The 17,974-nt window shown below is 69.8% G+C and carries 15 protein-coding genes and 1 pseudogene; 10 read left to right on the top strand and 6 right to left on the bottom strand.

The genetic code is table 11. The features are described 5' to 3' along the window. Positions 1-30 precede the first annotated feature (30 nt). From EV644_RS07495 to trpD, 3 genes are read left to right on the top strand one after another with little or no spacing between them, the layout of a single operon-like run. Entirely contained in the window at positions 31-948 is a 918-nt protein-coding gene (locus tag EV644_RS07495; protein ID WP_132187905.1) for a cytochrome c oxidase assembly protein, read from the top strand. Positions 949-995: 47 nt separating this feature from the next. Next, positions 996-1,412: an Rv3143 family two-component system response regulator gene (locus EV644_RS07490; protein ID WP_132187906.1), complete on the top strand. Its 417-nt coding sequence runs from the start codon at positions 996-998 to the stop codon at positions 1,410-1,412. Between the two features lie 13 nt (positions 1,413-1,425). Then, positions 1,426-2,484: an anthranilate phosphoribosyltransferase gene (gene trpD, locus EV644_RS07485; RefSeq protein ID WP_199239697.1), complete on the top strand. Its 1,059-nt coding sequence runs from the start codon at positions 1,426-1,428 to the stop codon at positions 2,482-2,484. Between the two features lie 92 nt (positions 2,485-2,576). On the opposite strand, the gene EV644_RS07480 is transcribed toward trpD, so the two are convergent. The 4 genes from EV644_RS07480 to EV644_RS07465 form a co-directional block, all read right to left on the bottom strand. Next, positions 2,577-3,269, bottom strand: coding sequence for a hypothetical protein (locus EV644_RS07480; RefSeq protein WP_132188331.1), 693 nt, complete (start codon positions 3,267-3,269; stop codon positions 2,577-2,579). A gap of 1,378 nt (positions 3,270-4,647) precedes the next feature. Next, positions 4,648-6,594, bottom strand: a complete 1,947-nt coding sequence (locus tag EV644_RS07475; RefSeq protein WP_132187908.1) for a DUF2510 domain-containing protein — start codon at positions 6,592-6,594, stop codon at positions 4,648-4,650. A gap of 50 nt (positions 6,595-6,644) precedes the next feature. Next, on the bottom strand, positions 6,645-6,932 hold the full coding sequence (locus EV644_RS07470; RefSeq protein WP_132187909.1) for an Lrp/AsnC family transcriptional regulator: 288 nt from the start codon (positions 6,930-6,932) through the stop codon (positions 6,645-6,647). A gap of 66 nt (positions 6,933-6,998) precedes the next feature. Continuing rightward, positions 6,999-8,807: a DEDD exonuclease domain-containing protein gene (locus EV644_RS07465; RefSeq protein WP_132187910.1), complete on the bottom strand. Its 1,809-nt coding sequence runs from the start codon at positions 8,805-8,807 to the stop codon at positions 6,999-7,001. Positions 8,808-9,023: 216 nt separating this feature from the next. On the opposite strand from EV644_RS07465, the gene EV644_RS07460 reads away from it, so the two are divergent. From EV644_RS07460 to EV644_RS07430, 7 genes are all read left to right on the top strand, one after another. Next, complete coding sequence (locus EV644_RS07460; RefSeq protein WP_132187911.1) at positions 9,024-10,331, top strand: NYN domain-containing protein; 1,308 nt, start codon at positions 9,024-9,026, stop codon at positions 10,329-10,331. A gap of 137 nt (positions 10,332-10,468) precedes the next feature. Beyond that, a complete protein-coding gene (locus EV644_RS07455; RefSeq protein ID WP_132187912.1) occupies positions 10,469-10,708 on the top strand; it encodes a hypothetical protein in 240 nt (79 codons plus the stop codon). Positions 10,709-10,958: 250 nt separating this feature from the next. Next, positions 10,959-12,008, top strand: a complete 1,050-nt coding sequence (locus EV644_RS07450) for a C40 family peptidase (RefSeq protein ID WP_132187913.1) — start codon at positions 10,959-10,961, stop codon at positions 12,006-12,008. A 105-nt stretch (positions 12,009-12,113) separates the two neighbouring features. After that, positions 12,114-13,646 carry a hypothetical protein gene (locus tag EV644_RS07445; RefSeq protein ID WP_132187914.1) on the top strand — a complete coding sequence of 511 codons (1,533 nt, stop codon included), beginning with the start codon at positions 12,114-12,116 and terminating at the stop codon, positions 13,644-13,646. Then, positions 13,639-14,883, top strand: coding sequence for a M48 family metallopeptidase (locus tag EV644_RS07440; RefSeq protein ID WP_132187915.1), 1,245 nt, complete (start codon positions 13,639-13,641; stop codon positions 14,881-14,883). The genes EV644_RS07445 and EV644_RS07440 overlap by 8 nt, the downstream gene beginning before the upstream one ends. Then, positions 14,880-16,004, top strand: coding sequence for a glycosyltransferase family 4 protein (locus EV644_RS07435; RefSeq protein ID WP_132187916.1), 1,125 nt, complete (start codon positions 14,880-14,882; stop codon positions 16,002-16,004). The genes EV644_RS07440 and EV644_RS07435 overlap by 4 nt, the downstream gene beginning before the upstream one ends. A 215-nt stretch (positions 16,005-16,219) precedes the next feature. Then, positions 16,220-17,374, top strand: coding sequence for an alanine--tRNA ligase-related protein (locus EV644_RS07430; protein WP_132187917.1), 1,155 nt, complete (start codon positions 16,220-16,222; stop codon positions 17,372-17,374). Here EV644_RS07430 and EV644_RS07425 read toward each other — a convergent pair. Further along, positions 17,371-17,688: pseudogene (locus EV644_RS07425) on the bottom strand (carboxylesterase family protein); the annotation flags it as partial. The gene EV644_RS07430 and the pseudogene EV644_RS07425 sit on opposite strands and share 4 nt — an antisense overlap. Positions 17,689-17,707: 19 nt before the next feature. Next, positions 17,708-17,845, bottom strand: a complete 138-nt coding sequence (locus EV644_RS44410) for a hypothetical protein (protein ID WP_158292762.1) — start codon at positions 17,843-17,845, stop codon at positions 17,708-17,710. Positions 17,846-17,974 lie beyond the last annotated feature (129 nt).

The following is a 17,974-nucleotide window of genomic DNA, read 5'->3' as shown; positions in this document are numbered from 1 at the left end:
TCGGCTACCAATGCTTTCTAGTGTGGAAGCGTGCTTCCCCTCCACGCCGGACCCGGCGACCAGATCGAACCGTTCACGCCGTCGCGTCTGCTGACCGCGTGGACCTTCGAGCCGGTGTTACTGGCTGTGATCGTGGTCGTCGGAGCCCTCTACCTGTACGGCGTGCACAAGCTCCGCGCGCGGGGTGACAAGTGGTCCCGCGGCAGGACCTTCTCCTTCGTCGGACTGGGTCTCGGCAGCGCGGTGATCGCCACCCAGTCGGCTCTGGGCACCTATGACACCGTGCTTCTGAGCGTGCACATGGCCCAGCACATGATCCTGTCGATGATGACCCCGTTGGCGATGGCGCTCGGCGCGCCGGTGACCCTTGCTCTCCGCACCCTGCCGGGCCGGCCGCGGAACTGGTTGCTCTCCGTGTTGCACTCCCGGTTCGCCAAGGTCATCTGCTTCCCGATGATCGGCTTCACGCTGTTCGTGCTGAGCCCCTGGGCGCTCTACTTCAGCGGCTGGTACGACGCGACGCTGCGCTCGGCGCCGCTGCATGATCTTCTTCACGTCCACTTCATCGCGGTCGGCGCGTTGTTCTTCTGGCCGCTGCTCGGGCTGGATCCGGTCCCCGGCCGGGTGATCTACCCGTTCCGGCTGATGCTGGTCTTCCTGACGCTGCCGTTCCACGCGTTCCTCGGCATCACGATCATGTCCGCGAACAAGCTGATCGCGGAGGACTGGTACACCAGCTTCGGCCGGTCCTGGCCACCCTCGCCCCTGCACGACCAGTACATCGCCGGTGGCTTGCTGTGGGGATCCGGTGACATCGTCGGCCTGGTCTTCTTCGCCGTCCTGTTCGTCCAGTGGGTGAAGCAGTCGCAGCGCGAGGCCCGGCGCGAGGACCGCCGGCTGGACCGGTTGGAGGAGCAGGCGCGCAGAGCCGGGCGGGCTCCCCGGTAGCATTCGCGATGTCCACTCGTCACAGACATACAGCTTGGGATGAATCGATGAGTTCAGAGCGTCCTCTGAAGGTGCTGGTCTACAGCGACGACCGCACCACGCGGGAGTCCGTCCGGCTGTCGCTGGGGAAGCGGCCCGCCGCCGATCTGCCCGAGCTCGAGTACGTCGAGTGCGCCACCGAGCCGGCCGTGATCAAGACCATGGACAAGGGCGACGTCGACCTGGCCATCCTGGACGGCGAGGCTGTCCCGGCCGGTGGACTCGGGATCGCCCGGCAGCTGAAGGACGAGATCTTCCAGTGCCCTCCGGTGCTGGTGATCACCGGTCGTCCGCAGGACGCGTGGCTGGCCACCTGGTCCCGGGCTGAGGCAGCCGTCTCGCACCCGATCGACCCCATCCAGCTGGCCGAGGCCACCGCCGGACTCCTCCGGCAGCGGGTCGCCTCGCTGCCCGCGACCACCTGATCCCGTGACCGGCTTGTCGGGTGACCCGGCGCGCGAGCTGACCTGGTCCCAGGTGCTCAACCCGTTGCTGCGGCACGAAGATCTGGACTCGTCCGCGACCGCGTGGGCGATGAAGCAGATCCTTTCCGGAGCGGCCTCTCCGGCGCAGCTCGCCGGGTTCGTGATCGCGCTGCGTTCCAAGGGCGAGACGGTGAGCGAGGTCGAGGGGCTGGTCGCCACCATGCGCGACTTCGCCACCCGGATCGAGGTTCCCGGCCGCACCCTGGACGTCGTCGGCACCGGAGGTGACCAAGCGCACACCGTCAACATCTCCACGATGTCGGCGATCGTTGCCGCGGGCGCCGGTGCGAAGGTGCTCAAGCACGGCAACCGCGCGGCCTCCTCTGCCTGTGGTGCGGCCGACGTGCTCGAGGAGCTGGGGATTCCGCTCGACCTGCGCGCGGACCAGGTCGCTGCGGTGGGGGAGCTGGCCGGGATCACCTTCTGCTTCGCCCCCGCGTTCCACCCGGCGCTGCGGCATGCCGCCGTACCGCGTCGCGAGCTGGGCGTGCCGACCACCTTCAACTTCCTCGGGCCGTTGGCGAATCCGGGCAATCCCTCCGCGCAGGCGGTTGGCGTGGGGGATGGGCGGATCGCCGGGCTGATGGCCGGAGTACTGGCGCGGCGGGGGATCGACGCGCTGGTGTTCCACGGCGACGACGGGCTGGACGAGCTGACCACGATGACCACGTCGCAGGTGTGGACGGTGGGGCGCGGCCTGGTCGAGGGTCCCGAGACTCTGGATCCGCGAGAACTGGGGATCACCCCGGTTCCGGCGGATGCGCTGCGCGGTGCGGACGCGACGTACAACGCCAAGGTCGTCCGGACGCTGCTGGACGGGGAGTCCGGGGCGGTGCGGGATGTCGTGCTGCTGAACGCGGGCGCCGCACTGGCCGCGCATGACGCGAGCACCGGGCCGCTGGTCGCGCGGATCCGGGCCGGGATGGATCGTGCGGCCGAGGCGATCGACTCCGGCGCCGCCAAGGACGTGCTGGACCGCTGGGTCGCAGCCTGCGTCGAGGTCCGCGGCTAGCAATCGAGGTCCACGGCCGGCGGTCGAGGTCCGTGCCTGCTCTTGCCGAACGTGCAACGGCCCGCCGGTCGGGCGGGCCGTTGTCGTCCAGCTCACTGGCCGATCTTGATCTCGGAGACCTTGGCGCGCCAGATCGGGATCCACTGCGGGGTCGAGCCGGCGATGTCACCGACCGCCACGTCCGCGGTACCGTCGCCGCGGTCGATCACCGCGACCAGGACCGTGGAGAACGTCTCCTTCAGCTTCGGCTGGCTCACCACGACCTTGATGCTGAGCTCGTGGCCCGGGTGACCGTCGACCGTGATCGGCTTGTGCACCGCCTTGCCGATGAACTTCACGTTCTCGTCGTACAGCCGGATGATCGCCCGGGACGCGGCCTGGATCGTCGCCTCCTTCCGGCCGGCCGGGGTGTTCGCGTACGGGATGTTCTTGGCCAGGCCGCCGAACGCGACGTAGTTGCCCCAGCTCGCGGTCTTGCCGTCGTAGTTCCTGTGCACCGTCAACCAGATCGCCGCACCGCCGTACAGGCCGGAGTTCTCGCCGTTGTCCGACCACGCCGAACCCATCAACGGCATCATGTCGTTGTTGGAGGCAACCAAGTTGGAGCCGACCACCTTGCCCATCGGCGGCGGGGTCGGCGTGGGCTTCACGGACGGGCTGATCGTCGTCAACGGCTCGGGCTTGGCCGAGGGCAGGGCGATCGGCGTCACCGCGTTCGCCTTGTCCCAGATCCAGTTCGCGCTCAACCCGGTCGTCAGCAGAGCAGCCGCCACCAGCCCGACCACTCCGATCAACCGAGCCCGCTGCCCCTGATCCCCACCACCACCCCCGCGAACCGCGTGCTCCTCCTCATACGGCCCAGCATCAGTAACCCCATACGGCTGCCCCCCACCGTGCGGCGGCTGCCCATACGCCCCGTACTCCGCCCCGCCGCCAGCGGCCCCGCGCTGCAGAGGTCCACCGAACTCCGGCCCGCCGTGTTGGGGTCCGCCCTGCTGAGGTCCGCCGTGCTGAGGTCGCGCGTACTCCGGCAGCCCATGCTGCTGCACCCCACCTTGCGGCCCGGCTCCAAACGGCTGCCCAGGCTGCCCGTACGGCCCCGGCTGCCCGGCCCACTGCTGCCCGGCCCACTGCTGCCCGGCCCACTGCTGCCCGGCCCACTGCTGCCCGGGCTGGCCTTGCCCGTACGGCTGCGGTGCCTGGGGTCCGCCCGCCTGGGATCGGCCATATGGCTGCTGTCCCTGAGATTGGCCGGCCTGATGCTGCCCGTACGGCTGCGAGCCTTGGCGGCCACCCGCCTGCGGCCCCCCGTGCGGCTGCGGCCCCTGAGGACCACCCACCTGGGGTCGGCCGTAGGGCTGCTGGCCCTGCTGAGCTGCGCCGTGCGATTGACCGCCCTGGGGCTGGCCGTACGGCTGCTGCCCCGGCTGCTGCGGGGCCTGCTGCCATGGACCCGGCGCACCTGGCCCCTGCGGTTGAGTCCCGGGCGCCTGCGGCCGGGGTCCCGGCGGAGGTCCGTCAGCGGCGGGTCCAGGAGCAGCGGATACGTGAGGACCTGGCCCCTGAGCAGCTGGCCCGTGAGTAGCCGGCCCCTGAGCGACTGGTCCCTGAGCAGTTGGTCCCTGGGGAGCGGGCCACTGGGGGGCTTGTGGTTGTTGTGCTTGGGGACCTGGCTCCGCTGGTGGCTGCCTCCTCGGCTGTTGGGCCGCCGGAGCAGGGGTTTCGGGTTGCGGCCACCAACCTTGTTCGGCTGGCTGCGGTGGCTGCTCCTGCTCGAACCACGACTGGCCGGCCGGCTGCTTTCCCGGCTGGTCGCCCGCAGGCTGTGCGTCGGCGACTGGCTGGGCGGAGTGCTGTGGGCGCGGCGGAGGAGGAGGTGGCGGTGCCGGCGCGCGGAACTCGCCGAACAGGGGATCCCCGGAAGACAACGGGTCCTCGCCACCCGACAGGGGGCCCGAAGGCTGGCCCGACAGCGGATCCTGGCCACCTGACAGGAGGCCCGAAGGGTGGTTCGAGCGCGCTTCCGCTGGGCGACTCGACAGAGGGTCCTGAGCGGAGGGTGTTTGGGCGGAGGGGGATTGGGCGGAGGGGGGTGGGGGCTGCGGTTGGTGCGGGGGGGCGCTGTGCCGGGCCGGGGGGCGGGGCGGGTGGGGGTTCTCGTTCTCAGCCAACGTTGATTCCCTTGTAGACCTGGGCCTCGGCCGTCCTCAGATCCGGCCGGTTCACGGGGATGTCACTGATATAGGCGACCGCGGTGCCGTCGCCCAGGTCGAAGACGGCAACGGTCAACGTCAGTACCCGTGATGTCACTTTCGTGGAGTTCACCGTGACGGTCTGCCGGTAGAACCAGCCCGCCTTGCCCGAACGCTTCACCGGGCCGTTCGCGCGCGGCTTGAACGTGACCGGGATGTCGCCGTACATCGAGCTGCGGGCCTGCAGCATCAGGTCCGACGCGGTCGCCTGCGGGTTGCCGTTGAACGGCGTGCCGGTACCGAGCGCGCCGACGAACATGTCCGCGTACCAGTCGTTCTCGCCGTCGAAATTCTCCTGCAACCGGACGTACTGCCCGCTGGAATTGATCAGTTGCGCGATCAGCCGCTTGCGTTCGGACCACGGCTGACCCTGGCGCGGGAAGGAGATCGCCTCGGAGGCGACGCGCGGAACCTCGTGCAGCTTGGGGTTCTTCGACTGGCCGGGCGCGCCGGTGGGCTGGTTGCCGGGCGTCGTCGGAGCGTTGGTGGGCGACGGCGGCGCGGAGGTGGGCGGAGGCGTCGGGTTCGGGCCGGCCGCCTTGTCGTCGCGTTGCGAGAGGAAGAACACACCCGCCGCGACGATCAGTACGAACGCCACGGCCGCCGCGATGATCAGCGGCAGTTTGCTCCCGCCGCCCTTGCCTTCCTTGCCGCCGTTGTCCGGCTCGATCCTTCCAGGCCCGCCGCCCTGCTGAACCGGCCACTGACCGGCCCCACCGGACTGCCACTGCCCGACGCCCTGCTCCTGACCAACGCCCTGCTGCTGACCACCCTGCCACTGCTCGGTTGCGGTCTGGCTTCCACCGCCGGTGAGCCACTGTCCCGCACCAGCCTGGTTGCCCTGCCACAGATCGGCAGTAGCCTGCCCGTCTCCAGAGCCCTGCCACTGGTTCAGGCCGCCCTGCTGCTGCGCAGCAGCCGCCTCCCACTGAGTCGGAGCCACCTGCTGTCCCGCCGACGCAGCCCACTGGTCAGGCGCGGTCTGCTGCTCGGCGAAGGCTTGCCACTGGTTGGGCGCGGTCTGCTGGTCGCCGGAGGCTTGCCACTGGTTGGCGGCGGTCTGGTGCTGGTCGGCCGAGACCTCCCACTGGTTGGGCGCGGTCTGCTGGTCGCCGGAGGCTTGCCACTGGTTCGGCGCGGGCTGCTGGTCGGCCGCGACCTCCCATTGGTTGGGAGTTGGCTGCCACGGGGGCGGTGGAGTTTGCAGGTCGCCGTGGTCCGGAACCGCCTGCTCGTCAGGCAAGCCCCAGGTATTGACTGCGGTCTGCTCCTCGTCGGGGACGCCCTGGGTGTTCGCGGCAGTCGTCTGCTCGCCGGGCAGTCCCCAGGTAGTGGCGGCGGTCGTCTGCTGCTCGTCTGGGAGACCCCAGGTGTTGGCTGCCTGCGTCGGCTCCTCGCTCACAGGCTGGCTGGGCTGCTGCGTCCAGCTTGTAGGTCCCCAGCCTTCCGCCTGCGGGGCGGCGCTGATCGGCTCCGTCCAGGAGTTCTCTTGCTCGTCCTTACCCTGAGCCCCTGCATCCGATCCAGCAGCACCAGCGTCAGCGAGCTTGAGGGTCCAGCCAGTCTGAACAGGCTCCGTGTCGGGCCTAGTGACCGGCTCCGGAGCGGTGTCAGGCTCGTCCGGTGCAGGCTGCTGGGTCCAGTGGTTCGCGGCCGACGGGATGGTGGCCGGCTCCATCCAGGTCGACTTCGCCTTCTCCGCGGCACTGATCGCGGCAGCCTCGGGTTCCGACTCAGCCGCGTCCGGAGTGACGTCTTCCTTCTCGGTCTTGTTGGTCCACTGGGTCCCGTTCCACCACCGCAGGGTGTTCGGCTGTCCGGTGGGATCCGGATACCAGCCGACCGGAGGGTTGCTCATGCGTTCACCGTAACTTCAGCGCGTGTCAGTCAGGCCTTCGAATCCGGCCTTCAGACACCCTCGTCCTGACCGAGGCTGAAGGCCGCCTCGAGGTCGTGCGTGGAGTAGGCGCGGAAGGCGATGTGGGTCTCGGTGCTGACCACTCCCGGCACGCGGTTCACGTGGTCGGGAATCACCCGGGCGAGGTCGTCGTGGTGGGCCACCCGGACCATCGCGATCAGGTCGAGCGCGCCAGTCACGGAGTACACCTCGCTGACGCCGTCGATCGCCGCCACCTGTTCGGCGACCTCCGGGATGCGTGCGACGTCGGCCTTGATGAACACGATCGCGGTGACCATGTCGTCCTCTCCTCGAATAGCAGCGCCTACCGCGCTGAAGCATAGTGCCGGGCCGGGCCTGACGAGTCAGCTGGCGCGGGTGGCTCCGAGCGGCCGGAGCCGGCGGCGGCGTTCGCTGGGGGCCCGGTGGTCCTCGGACGCGTGCGCGTTGTCCAAGCGGCTGATGTGGCGGCCTGCTCCGCTCACCGGGCAGGTCCAGGTGCCGTCCATCTCGACCAGCCGGATGCCGGGAGAGTCGAGCCAACGGAGGACCAGGTCGATCTCCTCCGGCGACGCGGACGCAACCGGTCCGATTCCGGGCAGAACCGTCTCGGCGGACGCTCGCAGCATCTCCAGGTACCTGCGGGGATCCGTCCCGCGTGGGCTGATCCCGGCCGCGGCGAGCCGGCCGCGCCGGATCACGTGCAACTCCCAGCCGCCGTCTTCGGTCCGCCGGGCGGCACAGATCTCCGCACACCCGGTGACCGAGGCCATCCGCTGCATCTTCGCGCTGCTCCGGACGAAGGCGCTCAGCCGATCACGATGTACCGCGGCGTCCTCGAACCGCTCGTCCGCGGACAACAGGTCGATCCGCCGGTCCAGTGCCTTGACCACCGGCGCCGGATCCACCGTCAGCGCCGATCGCAGCGCGGTGACGAATTCGCCGTAGGTCTCCGGGGCGATCCGCCCGTCGCAGGGCGCGACGCACTTGCCCATCTCGGCGAGCACGCAGGGCGACAGCCGCGGCGTACGCGACATCCGGCCTGTGCACTGCCGGATCGGGAAAGCCTCGTGCAGCGCGGCCATCGCCCGCTCCGCCGTCTTGCGCGAGGTGAAGGGCCCGAGGTATCCCGCGTCGTCGTCGCGGACCTGTTTCACCAGCGAGAGCCGTGGAAAGGGCTCGACCGTGACCTTCAACCAGTGCTGGCGTTCGGGGAACTTGGAGCGCCGGTTGTACCGCGGTTTGTGCTCGGCGATCAGCCGGAGCTCCCGGACCTCGGCCTCCAGCGACGTGCCGCACTCGATGCCACGGACGCCGGACGCGATGCCGATCATCTCGCCGATCCGGGTGCGGGTCTCGGAGGCGGTGAAGTACGACCGGACCCGGTTCCGCAGGTCCTTCGACTTGCCGACGTAGAGCACTTCGCCCCGGTCGTCGGTGAACAGGTAGACGCCAGGTGCATGAGGCAACGACTCGGCGAGATGCCGCTTCGCCCGCACCTGCGGGGCGACCCGAGACGAGTACGTCTGCAGGTCCTCCAGCGTCTGCACCCCGAGGGATCCGACCCGCTCGAAAAGCCCGTGCAGTACGTCGACCGTGGCGCGCGCGTCGGACAACGCGCGGTGGTTCGGCGTCGTCGTGGTGCGGAACAACTTCGCCAGTGTGCCGAGCTTGCAGTTCGGCGTCTCGTCCGGGGTCAGCACCCGGCGGGCCAGCAGCGCGGTGTCGACGACGGCGAAGTCGGGCCAGTCGTAACCGTGCACCTGGCTGTCGTGCTTGAGGAATCCCACGTCGAAGGGGGCGTTGTGCGCCACCAGCACGCAGCCGCGGGCGAACTCGAGGAAGGCCGGCAGCACCGAGTCGATCCGGGGTGACGAGGCAACCATCCGGTCGGTGATCCCGGTCAGCACGGCGATGAACGGCGGGATCGGCTCGGCCGGATTCACCAGGGTCTGGAACTCGCCGAGCAGTTCGCCGCCGCGCACCTTGACCGCGCCGATCTCGGTGATGCCGGAATCGCCGGGCGCGCCGCCGGTGGTCTCGAGGTCCACGACGCAGAAGGTGACATCGCGCAGCGGCGTACCGAGGTCGTCGAAACTCGGCTGCACGCCGCGGATCGGCGTCACCGGCCCGGACGCCGGGGCAGCGGCGGGATCCGGCAATGAACTGCTCATGCCGACGACGCTAGAAGCCCGCACCGACAATTCGTGGCTGACACGCGGTCGCCGGCGTCCCGCCCACGCTGAAACAACATGGCTAACGGGGCGCTACCGACTAGTCTCTGTGTATGCGTACACAAGCGATCACCGCGAATCCGGGCCCCGCGCCCGTTCGTTGTGGTCTGCGTCACTGGCTGAGCCAGACCACCGTTCCGGCCGGACTGCGGACCGGTGACTGAGGCAGGCACCGCCGCCGGCTCTGCTGCTACCACTTTGCCCGAACCCGTGCGGCAAAGAGTTCTGAACCTGGCCGCCCAGGCTCTGGGGCAGCTGCCCGCGACCGACATCCCAGCCCCACTGCGGCGGTTCGCCAGCTTCGCGCCCGGCAAGCGCGCGAAGCTCTCGGCGTCGGTGCTCGGCCCGATCCTGGACACCGACGAGCACTTCCGCCGCCTGGTCGCCTTCGAGGTACGCCGGGAGCACCCCGAGCTCGGTGACGCCGTCGCCGAGGGAGTGCCGGTGCCCGCCGCGGAACCGACCGAGGTGGCCGCGCTGGCCTACCTCCTCCGGCCCGAGGAGTGGGAGCAGCGGGTCGCCGACGCGGCCCAGTTGCCGCCCGAGAAGCCGCGGGTGGACGACGAGGCCCTCGGGCGCCTGACGGATCAGCTTGATCAGGCCCGCACCGAGACCCGCCAGGTGCGCGAACGCCTGCGCGAGCAGGTCTCCGAGCTCAAGGCCGAGAACGTCACCCTCCGGCGCAAGCTGAACGAGGCCCGCCAGCGGATCGCCGGCCTGCAGACCGATCTCGAGAAGCGCACCGTCGAGGCGGAGACCGCCGACGAACGTGTCGACGCCGCCCGCGCCGAGGTCGAACGCGAGCTGCGCAAGCTCCGCGCCCGCATCACCGAGCTGGAGGCGGTCGAGCACGCGGCACGTCGTACTGCGGGGCAGGAGCGCGAGCTGGCGTCCACGAGGACAAGGCTGCTGCTGGATACGTTGGTCGAGGCAGCGGGAGGACTCCGTCGCGAACTGGCTCTGCCGCCCGGGGGAGAGCTGCGCCCAGCCGACACCGTCGCCGGGGTCGAACCGTCCGCCGCGCCGATCGGGCGGTCCGCGCCGGACGACGATCCGGCCTTGTTCGACGAGCTGCTCGCGCTGCCGCAGGTGCACCTGATCATCGACGGCTACAACGTCACCAAGACCGCCTGGCCGAACTCCCCGCTGCACTCCCAGCGGCAGCGGCTCGTCACCGCACTCGGCGCGTTGGTGGCGCAGCGGCGGATCGAGGTGACAGTGGTGTTCGACGGGGCTGAGCTGTCCGGTCCGGTCCAGCTGAACCCGCCGCGCGGTGTCCGGGTCCGGTTCAGCCCGGCCGGCGTGATCGCCGATGAGGTGATCCGGCAACTTGTCCGCGCGGAGCCCCCGGGCCGTCCGGTGGTGGTCGTCTCCACCGACCGCGAAGTTGCCGAGAGCATCATCGCGATGGGTGGCCGGGCGCTGTCCGCGGCCAGCCTGATCGCCCGCATCGCCCGCGCCTGAACGGTACTGCGGTCCGCGGCGCGGCGGCTCGCCGTACGGGGTCGGTGACGCATGGCCGGCGGAAACTGTCGGTGGGGGTCTCTAGCGTCCTTCTCAGCCGGATGCAAGTCCGGGTGCTTCCCCACTTGGAGGACGTTGTGCTGATCGACTGCGACGCGTGTGTGATGAGAGGGCCGGGCTGCCCGGACTGCGTGGTCAGCGTGGTGCTCGGGATGCCGCCCGAGCAGAGTTCGCTGCGGGTCGACGACGAGGAGCTGGCCGCGCTCGACGTATTGGCCCAGTCCGGTCTGGTGCCGCCGCTGCGGCTGGTGCACGCGGTCAGCAGTGTCGAGCCGAACACAGCTGGTGAAGGCGAGACCGCGGCCGACGCGGTCTGATCCCGACGGCTGCAAGGCCTTTCCCGACGTTAAGTTTGGATCAAACCAGAGGGGCGGATTGCACCGGTCACGAATCGGTTACTACTGTTACCTCTCGTTGCCGCAGAGCGCCGGTTGACCAGACCGGCCGGGCAACACCGATTCATGCCGAGGTGTGACCCGCCGGGCGTGCAGGAGTACCTGGTACTCCGGGCACCGCCGGGCGAGTTGACGGGGACGGCGTCGAACAGAGGAAGGGACCGACCGGGCTGTGTCCATCGGCCGCACGAACCGCTTCAAAGGGATTGCCCTCGCCGCCATCACCACCACCGCCGTTGCGACGGGGGTGATTTTCATCCAGGCATCCGCGGACGCGGACCCCAAGCCGACGCTGCCTCAGGCGAAGGCCCAGGTCCAGGACCTGCAGCACAAGGCCGAGACCGCCGGTGAGGCGGCCAACGACCTGCGCGGCAAGATCCAGGCATCCACCGCCCGGGTGAACGCGCTGAAGGCCGGCATAGCCAAGCAGCAGTCCCAGGTGGACGTGGTGAAGCGGCAGATCGGCTCCCTCGCGGTGGCCGGCTACCAGACCTCCGGGATGGCGACGACGGCGCAGTTGCTGCTGTCGACGAACCCCGACCAGTTCCTCAGCCAGGCCTCCACCGCGCAGGCCTTCGCCGGCCAGCAGAACTCGGCGCTCCGCCGCTTCCAGGCCGCCCAGGGCAAGCTCACCGACCTGCAGGCCAGCGAGCAGACCGAACTCGCCGCGCTGCAGTCCGTGCAGGCCCAGCAGAACGCGCTGAAGAAGCAGATCCAGACGAACCTCGACGCCGCCGAGAAGGTCCTCGACAAGTTGACTGACGCCGAGCGGGCGAAGATCGAGGCCGAGAACGAGAAGGAAGCGCAGGACGCCCGGGACGAGCGCCCGAGCCGCGACGGCGACCGGACGGACAACCTGCCGGTGCCGGCCAACGGCCGCGCGGGCACCGCGGTCCAGGCCGCGATGGCCCAGCTGGGTGACAGCTACGTCTGGGGCGCCGACGGACCCGACTCGTTCGACTGCTCCGGCCTGATGATGTACGCCTGGGGCAAGGCGGGCGTCTCGCTGTCGCACTCCTCCAGTGCGCAGGCCAGCGAGGGCCGCCGGGTCAGCAAGGGCGATCTGATGCCCGGCGACCTGGTGTTCTACTACTCGCCGATCAGCCACGTCGGGATGTACATCGGCAACGGCCGGATCGTGCACGCGAGTCGCCCGGGCAAGCCGGTCAAGACCGACCCGATCGACCTGATGCCGTACAACACCGCGGTCCGCCCGGGCTGAAGCACGCCCGCTCAGACCTGCTCGACGGCTCCGGGGATCCTTTCCCCGGAGCCGAGTCGTTTCCCCCGCCAACCTGTGTTTGACTTGTCTGAGGAGGCACCTGACGTGACTCCCCTGACTGGGGCAGGTGAGCAGCGAGGGGCCGAGGTGATCGACGAGCAGAGCGGCGCGCGAGCTCAGTCCCCGGTGGATGGTTTCCCGGAGCAGGCCTCGCCGTCCGAGCAGACCACGATCCAGATCCCCGCCCAGCATGCCGCGGCGGACGCCCCCAAGCGGCCGCCGACGTTCGAGGCGCTCGGCACCTGGACGCTCGCTCACGGCACGCTGCTCCGTCGGGTGGCCCTGGGCGTCGCGATCAGCGTGGTCGCTGTCACCGGGTACGTAGGTCTGCAAAAGCTCGCCGACGCGCCCGCCGAGCCGGGTGCCCCGGGCAACACCGCTCAGCCGCAGACGTCCTCGACCCCGGACGAGGCCGCCGAGGGAGTACGCCGGGCCGCGGCCGGCCAGCCGGTGCTGCAGAAGATGGCGGACGCGGTCCTGAACGAGAGCCGCGGCAGCTTCCTCAGCACCGTCGACCCGGAGGCGAAGGCGTTCGACGAGCAGGCCCGCACCATCTACACGAACCTCGGCAAGTTGCCGTTGGCCACGTTCCAGCTGCGCTACGTGAGCGACGACACGGGCGCGCTGGCGCCGGACCGGCAGGCGGAGCTGGGTGGCACCGAGTCCTGGCTCGCCCAGGTCGAGGTGTCCTGGCAGCTCACCGGCTACGACACCAAGCCGGCCCGGGAGACCCTGCCCGTGACCTTCGTCACCCGCGACGGTACGACGTACACGGCGTCCTTCTCCGAGCGGTTCGTGGCGGGGCAGCGGCGGCCGATCTGGGCGCTGGGCAGCATCGACGTGGCCGAGGGCGACGACAGCCTGGTGATCAGCCTCGACTCGCAGAAGGACGCGGACGACTACGCGGTGGTCGCCGATCGCGCGGTCGACTCGGTCAGCAGGGTGTGGGGCAAGAACTGGAAGCAGAAGGCGGTCGTCTACCTGCCCGCCAAGCAGTCCGAGATGGAGTACGTGCTCGGCGCCCAGCCGAACACCTACACCCAGATCGCCGCGGTCACGATGGCCGAGCTGGACAGCCCGCAGGTAGGGGCGCCGGTGCGGATCGTGGCCAACCCGAAGCTGTTCGAGGAGCTCGGCAAGCAGGGCCGCCGGATCGTCCTGACGCACGAGACCACGCACGTCGCGTCGACCGCTACCGCCTCGCCGGTACCGTTGTGGCTGGCCGAGGGTTTCGCCGACTACGTCGCCTTCACCGCCGTGTCCGTGCAGGACGAATCGGCGGCGAAGGAGCTGTTCAAGGCGGTCCGCGCGGGCAAGGTGCCGAGGACGCTGCCCCCGCCGGAGGCGTTCGCAGCGTCGTCGGCGGACCTGCCCCAGGCCTACGAGTCGGCCTGGCTGGCCTGCCGGCTGATCAGCGAGCGGGAGGGGCAGAGCAAGTTGGTGAAGTTCTACCGGGCCGTGCACGCGTCCAAGAGTCCGACCGGTCTGGCCGACGCCTTCCGGACCGTGCTCGGCACCACCGAGGCGGAGTTCACCGCCGACTGGCAGAAGTACCTCAAGAGGCTCGCCGGTGTCTGAGCGGGCCGAGAAGTGGGCGCCCCGGGGTGCCGCTCTCGTGCTCGCCGCCGCGCTGGTCGTCGTCATCGTCACCACGACGCCGTGGCACCTGATCGACCTGCCGAAACCGGACCCGGCGCTGGACTTCACCGCGGCCGAGATCGCCCGGCAGGAGCAGTTCCGGCGCGAGTTGTTGCCGTGGTCAACGACCTCCTGGGTGTTGTCGCTGCTGGTCCCGCTGGTGATCGGCTTCAGCCCGCTCGGCCGGCGCATGTACGACGCGATCAAGCTGCGCCGCTGGTACCTCGCCGTCCCGGTGCTGGTGGCCGGGATCGGGCTGCTGACGAGCGTGATCACCTTGCCGACGGACATCATGGCCGAGCGGGTCACCCGGAAGTACGGGCTCTCCACCGAGGCGTGGGACCTGTGGCTGCGGGACCGGCTGGTGAACTGGGTGCTGACGTCGGTCGCGCTGATCGCTGTGGCCGTCGGGTTGATCGCCTTGGCGAAGAAATGGCGGACGTGGTGGTGGGTGCCGGCGGCGATCGCCGCGGCGGTGCTGGTGCTCGGCGTCTCGTTCGCCTACCCGGTGCTGGTCGAGCCACGATTCAATGACTTCACCTCCATGGCGCCCGGTCCGCAGCGCGACGAGTTCATGCAGCTCGCCCGCGAGGACGGGGTGCCGGTCAAGGACGTCCTCGTCGCGGACGCCTCCAAGCGGACGACCACGTTGAACGCCTACGTCTCAGGATTCGGCTCGACCCGCCGGCTCGTCGTTTACGACACGTTGCTGAAGACCGCGCCACCCGGCCAGGTCCGGCTCGTGGTCGCGCACGAGCTGGGCCATGCCGCTGAGAACGATGTCCTGCACGGCACGCTGATCGGAGCACTGGGCGCCGCCTTCGCCGTCGTCCTGCTGAAGTTGTTGCTCGGCGCCCGGATGGCCGATCCGCGCCGGACCGCGTTGCTGCTCGCGCTGATCGTGGCCGGGACCTTCCTGGCATCACCGGTGCAGAACCTGGTCAGCCGCAAGATCGAGGCCCGCGCGGACTACCACTCGCTGCGGCTGACGAACGACCCGACGACCTTCGTCGCGATGCAGCATCAGCTGGCGGTGACGAACCTCTCCGGCCTGACGCCGAGCCGCTGGCGGTACTGGTTGTTCGCGACCCATCCGACGACACCCGAGCGGATCGCGATGGGCCGGGCCTGGGCCGAGGCCCACGGCCAGACGATCCCGCCGCTGGTCCCACGATGACCGTCCTGGTCGTCACGAACGACTTCCCGCCCCGCCAGGGCGGCATCGAGACGTTCGTGCGCTCCCTGTGCGACGAACTCCCCGACGACCTGGTGGTGCTGACCGCCCGGATGCCCGGCGACGCGCAGTACGACGCGGGGTTGTCCTTCCCGGTCGAACGCGACCGTACGACGATGCTCCTGCCGACGCCCCGCGTCACCCGGTACGCCGTACAGGTGATGAGGCGGTACGGCGCTGACCGGGTGGTCTTCGGTGCGGCCGCGCCGCTCGGGCTGATGGGTCCCGCCCTGCGCAAGGCGGGAGCAAGGCGGATCGTCGCACTGACGCACGGGCACGAGACGTGGTGGGCCGGAACTCCGGGAGCACGCCAGGCGCTGCGGCGGATCGGCGACGCGGCGGACACGATGACGACGGTGTCCTCGTGGTGCGCGGAGCAGATCGCGCCGGCCCTGTCGACGGCCGCGGCCGAGCGCATGCGGCGGCTCACACCAGGGGTCGACACGTCGCGGTTCTTCCCGGACTGCGGGGGAGAGCAGGTGCGCAAGGGCCTCGGGCTCGAAGGCGTGCCACTGGTGGCGTGCGTGTCGCGGCTGGTCGCGCGCAAGGGGCAGGACACCTTGATCCGGGCCTGGCCGCAGGTGCTCGCCGCCGTCCCCCACGCGGTTCTGCTGATCGTGGGCGGCGGACCGGATCGCGATCGGCTCGAACGACTCGCCGCAGACGTCGGTGTCGCCCGGTCGGTCCACTTCACCGGCGCCATGCCGTGGGAGGAGATCCCGCCGTACGTCGATGCGGCGGACGTGTTCGCGATGCCCTGCAGGACAAGGCGATTCGGCCTGGAGCCGGAGGCGCTCGGCATCGTCACACTGGAGGCCTCCGCGACGGGGAAGCCGGTGGTGGTGGGCGATTCCGGCGGGGCCGGCGACACCGTGCGCCACGGTGAGACGGGGTACCTGGTCGATCCCTACAACCCGGTCGCGACCGCAGTACGACTGGTCGAGCTGCTGACGGATCCCGACAAGGCTCGGGCGATGGGCGCGGCGGGACGGGCCTGGGTCAGCGAGGAGTGGACCTGGTCGCGGTCCGGCGCGGTGTTGCGAGCACTGCTGGACATCCGCTGACCGGGTGCCTGAAATGGCCGTGACAGATCATGTACTGTTGATGACATGCATCAGATGTCCCGACTTGCAGCAGCCGTACGAGCTTTCCGCTCTCCGGCTGCCGCTGCCTGACATCTTCTTCTCCCACACCGGCGACCGGAAACGGTCCGCCGGTGTTTTGCTGTTCAGCCTGGCCAGCGGTCCCTTTCCGGTCCACCCCCGAAAGGACCACTCCCATGAGCCTCGACAAGACCTTCATCGACTTCTTCGTCCAGCGCGGTCACATCCCGACCACGGGATCCTCGCTGATCCCACGACCTGGCGACCCCGTTCTCTTCACCACCTCGGGCATGCATCCGCTGACGCCCTATCTGGAGGGCGAACCCCATCCACTCGGCCGCCGGCTGGTCGGGGTGCAGCGATGCCTGCGCACCACCGATCTCGACGAGGTCGGTGATCCGACCCACCTGACCGTGTTCGAGATGCTCGGGTCCTGGTCGCTGGGCGACTACGGCAGCGAGCAGACCCTGCGGTGGGGGTTCGAGCTGCTCCGCGACGGGTTCGGCATCGACCCGGGCCGGATGTACGTCACCGTCTTCGGTGGTGACGACCAGGTCGAGCTGGACCAGGAGTCGCTGCGCACCTGGCAGTCCCTCGGCGTCCCGGTCGAGCTGACCACCGACGACAACTGGTGGTCCAACGGCCCGACCGGACCGTGCGGCCCGGACTCGGAGATCTTCCTGTGGACCGGCGACGGCTCACCGGAGGGCACACCGACCACCGACGACCGCTGGGTCGAGGTGTGGAACCACGTGATGATGCGCTACCGCCGGTACGACGACGGTTCGCTGGAACCCCTGCAGCAGCGCAACATCGACACCGGCCTCGGCCTCGAGCGGCTGAGCATGCTGCTCGAGGGCAAGAAGTCCGTCTACGAGACCGAGCTGTTCGAGCCGTGGATGCGGATCATCCCCGAGCTGTGGAAGCTGGACGAGGAGTCCGAGCGGATCGTGATCGACCACCTCCGCTCGAGCATGGTCATCATCGGCGACGGCGTTCACCCGTCGAACACCGGTCGCGGCTACGTGCTGCGCCGGCTGATCCGCCGGGTGCTGACCCTGCTGTGGCGGACCGACGACTCGAGGACGCTGTCGGACCTGCCGCTGGAGCTGTTCGAGCACACGCTGCACCACTTTCACCAGGGTGAGGTCGTCACGCTGGTGCGGCGGATGCTGATCGACGAGGAGATCCGGTTCACCAACCTGCTCGAACGGGGCCGGCGGATCCTCAGCCACGAACGCTTCCAGAAGACGCTCGACCAGAACGACTTCGAGTACCTGCACGAGACCCACGGCCTCCCGCGCGAGCTCGTCCTGTCGCTGGTCGGCTAACCCCAGAGGGCGAGTTCGCCGGCTCGCGGGTTCTCCAGCACCCGGGACTCCGGATGTCCGAACGTCATCACCGGCCGGGCGGTCGCGTCGTACTGCGACCAGCCCGGGCTCCCGGTGGTCACGAAGCTCACCCAGGCGGCGTGCATCCGATCGGCCAGTTCCTGCGGCGGATCCGGCTGGAACAGCGGGGACGTCGCCGTACCGAGGGTGTCGAACACGAACGGCAGCTCCAGCGCGTGGCACGAGCCCAGCCCGGCGAGCGGCGACCGCCAGCAGAACTCGTACCGGTACGTCGCCGTGTGGGAGCACCGGGAGCCCTGTGCCTCCCGGTGTTCAGACGTTCAGGTTGAGGAACTCGGGCCCGAGCTCGATCGGGTTGGTCAGCAGCACGTCCATCGGCGGCTCGTACGGCGGTTGCGGCGCCGTCGGCCCGAGCGCGGTCGCCTCCCGTACTCCGTCCCAGGGCTTCACCGGCGCGGGGGGGGGGGGGGGGGGGGCCCCCCCCCCCCCCCGGCCCCCGGGAACCCCCCCAAAGGGGATCCCGGGGAACCCGGTGAACCCAAACAAACACCGGCCAAGAAGCAGTACACCCCGCGTCAA

Origin of the sequence: Kribbella orskensis (assembly GCF_004342085.1) — a bacterium.
GTDB classification, from domain to species: Bacteria; Actinomycetota; Actinomycetes; order Propionibacteriales; family Kribbellaceae; genus Kribbella; species Kribbella orskensis.
Note: the sequence above shows the minus strand (reverse complement) of the source record. Positions and strands in the feature narration are given on the sequence as shown.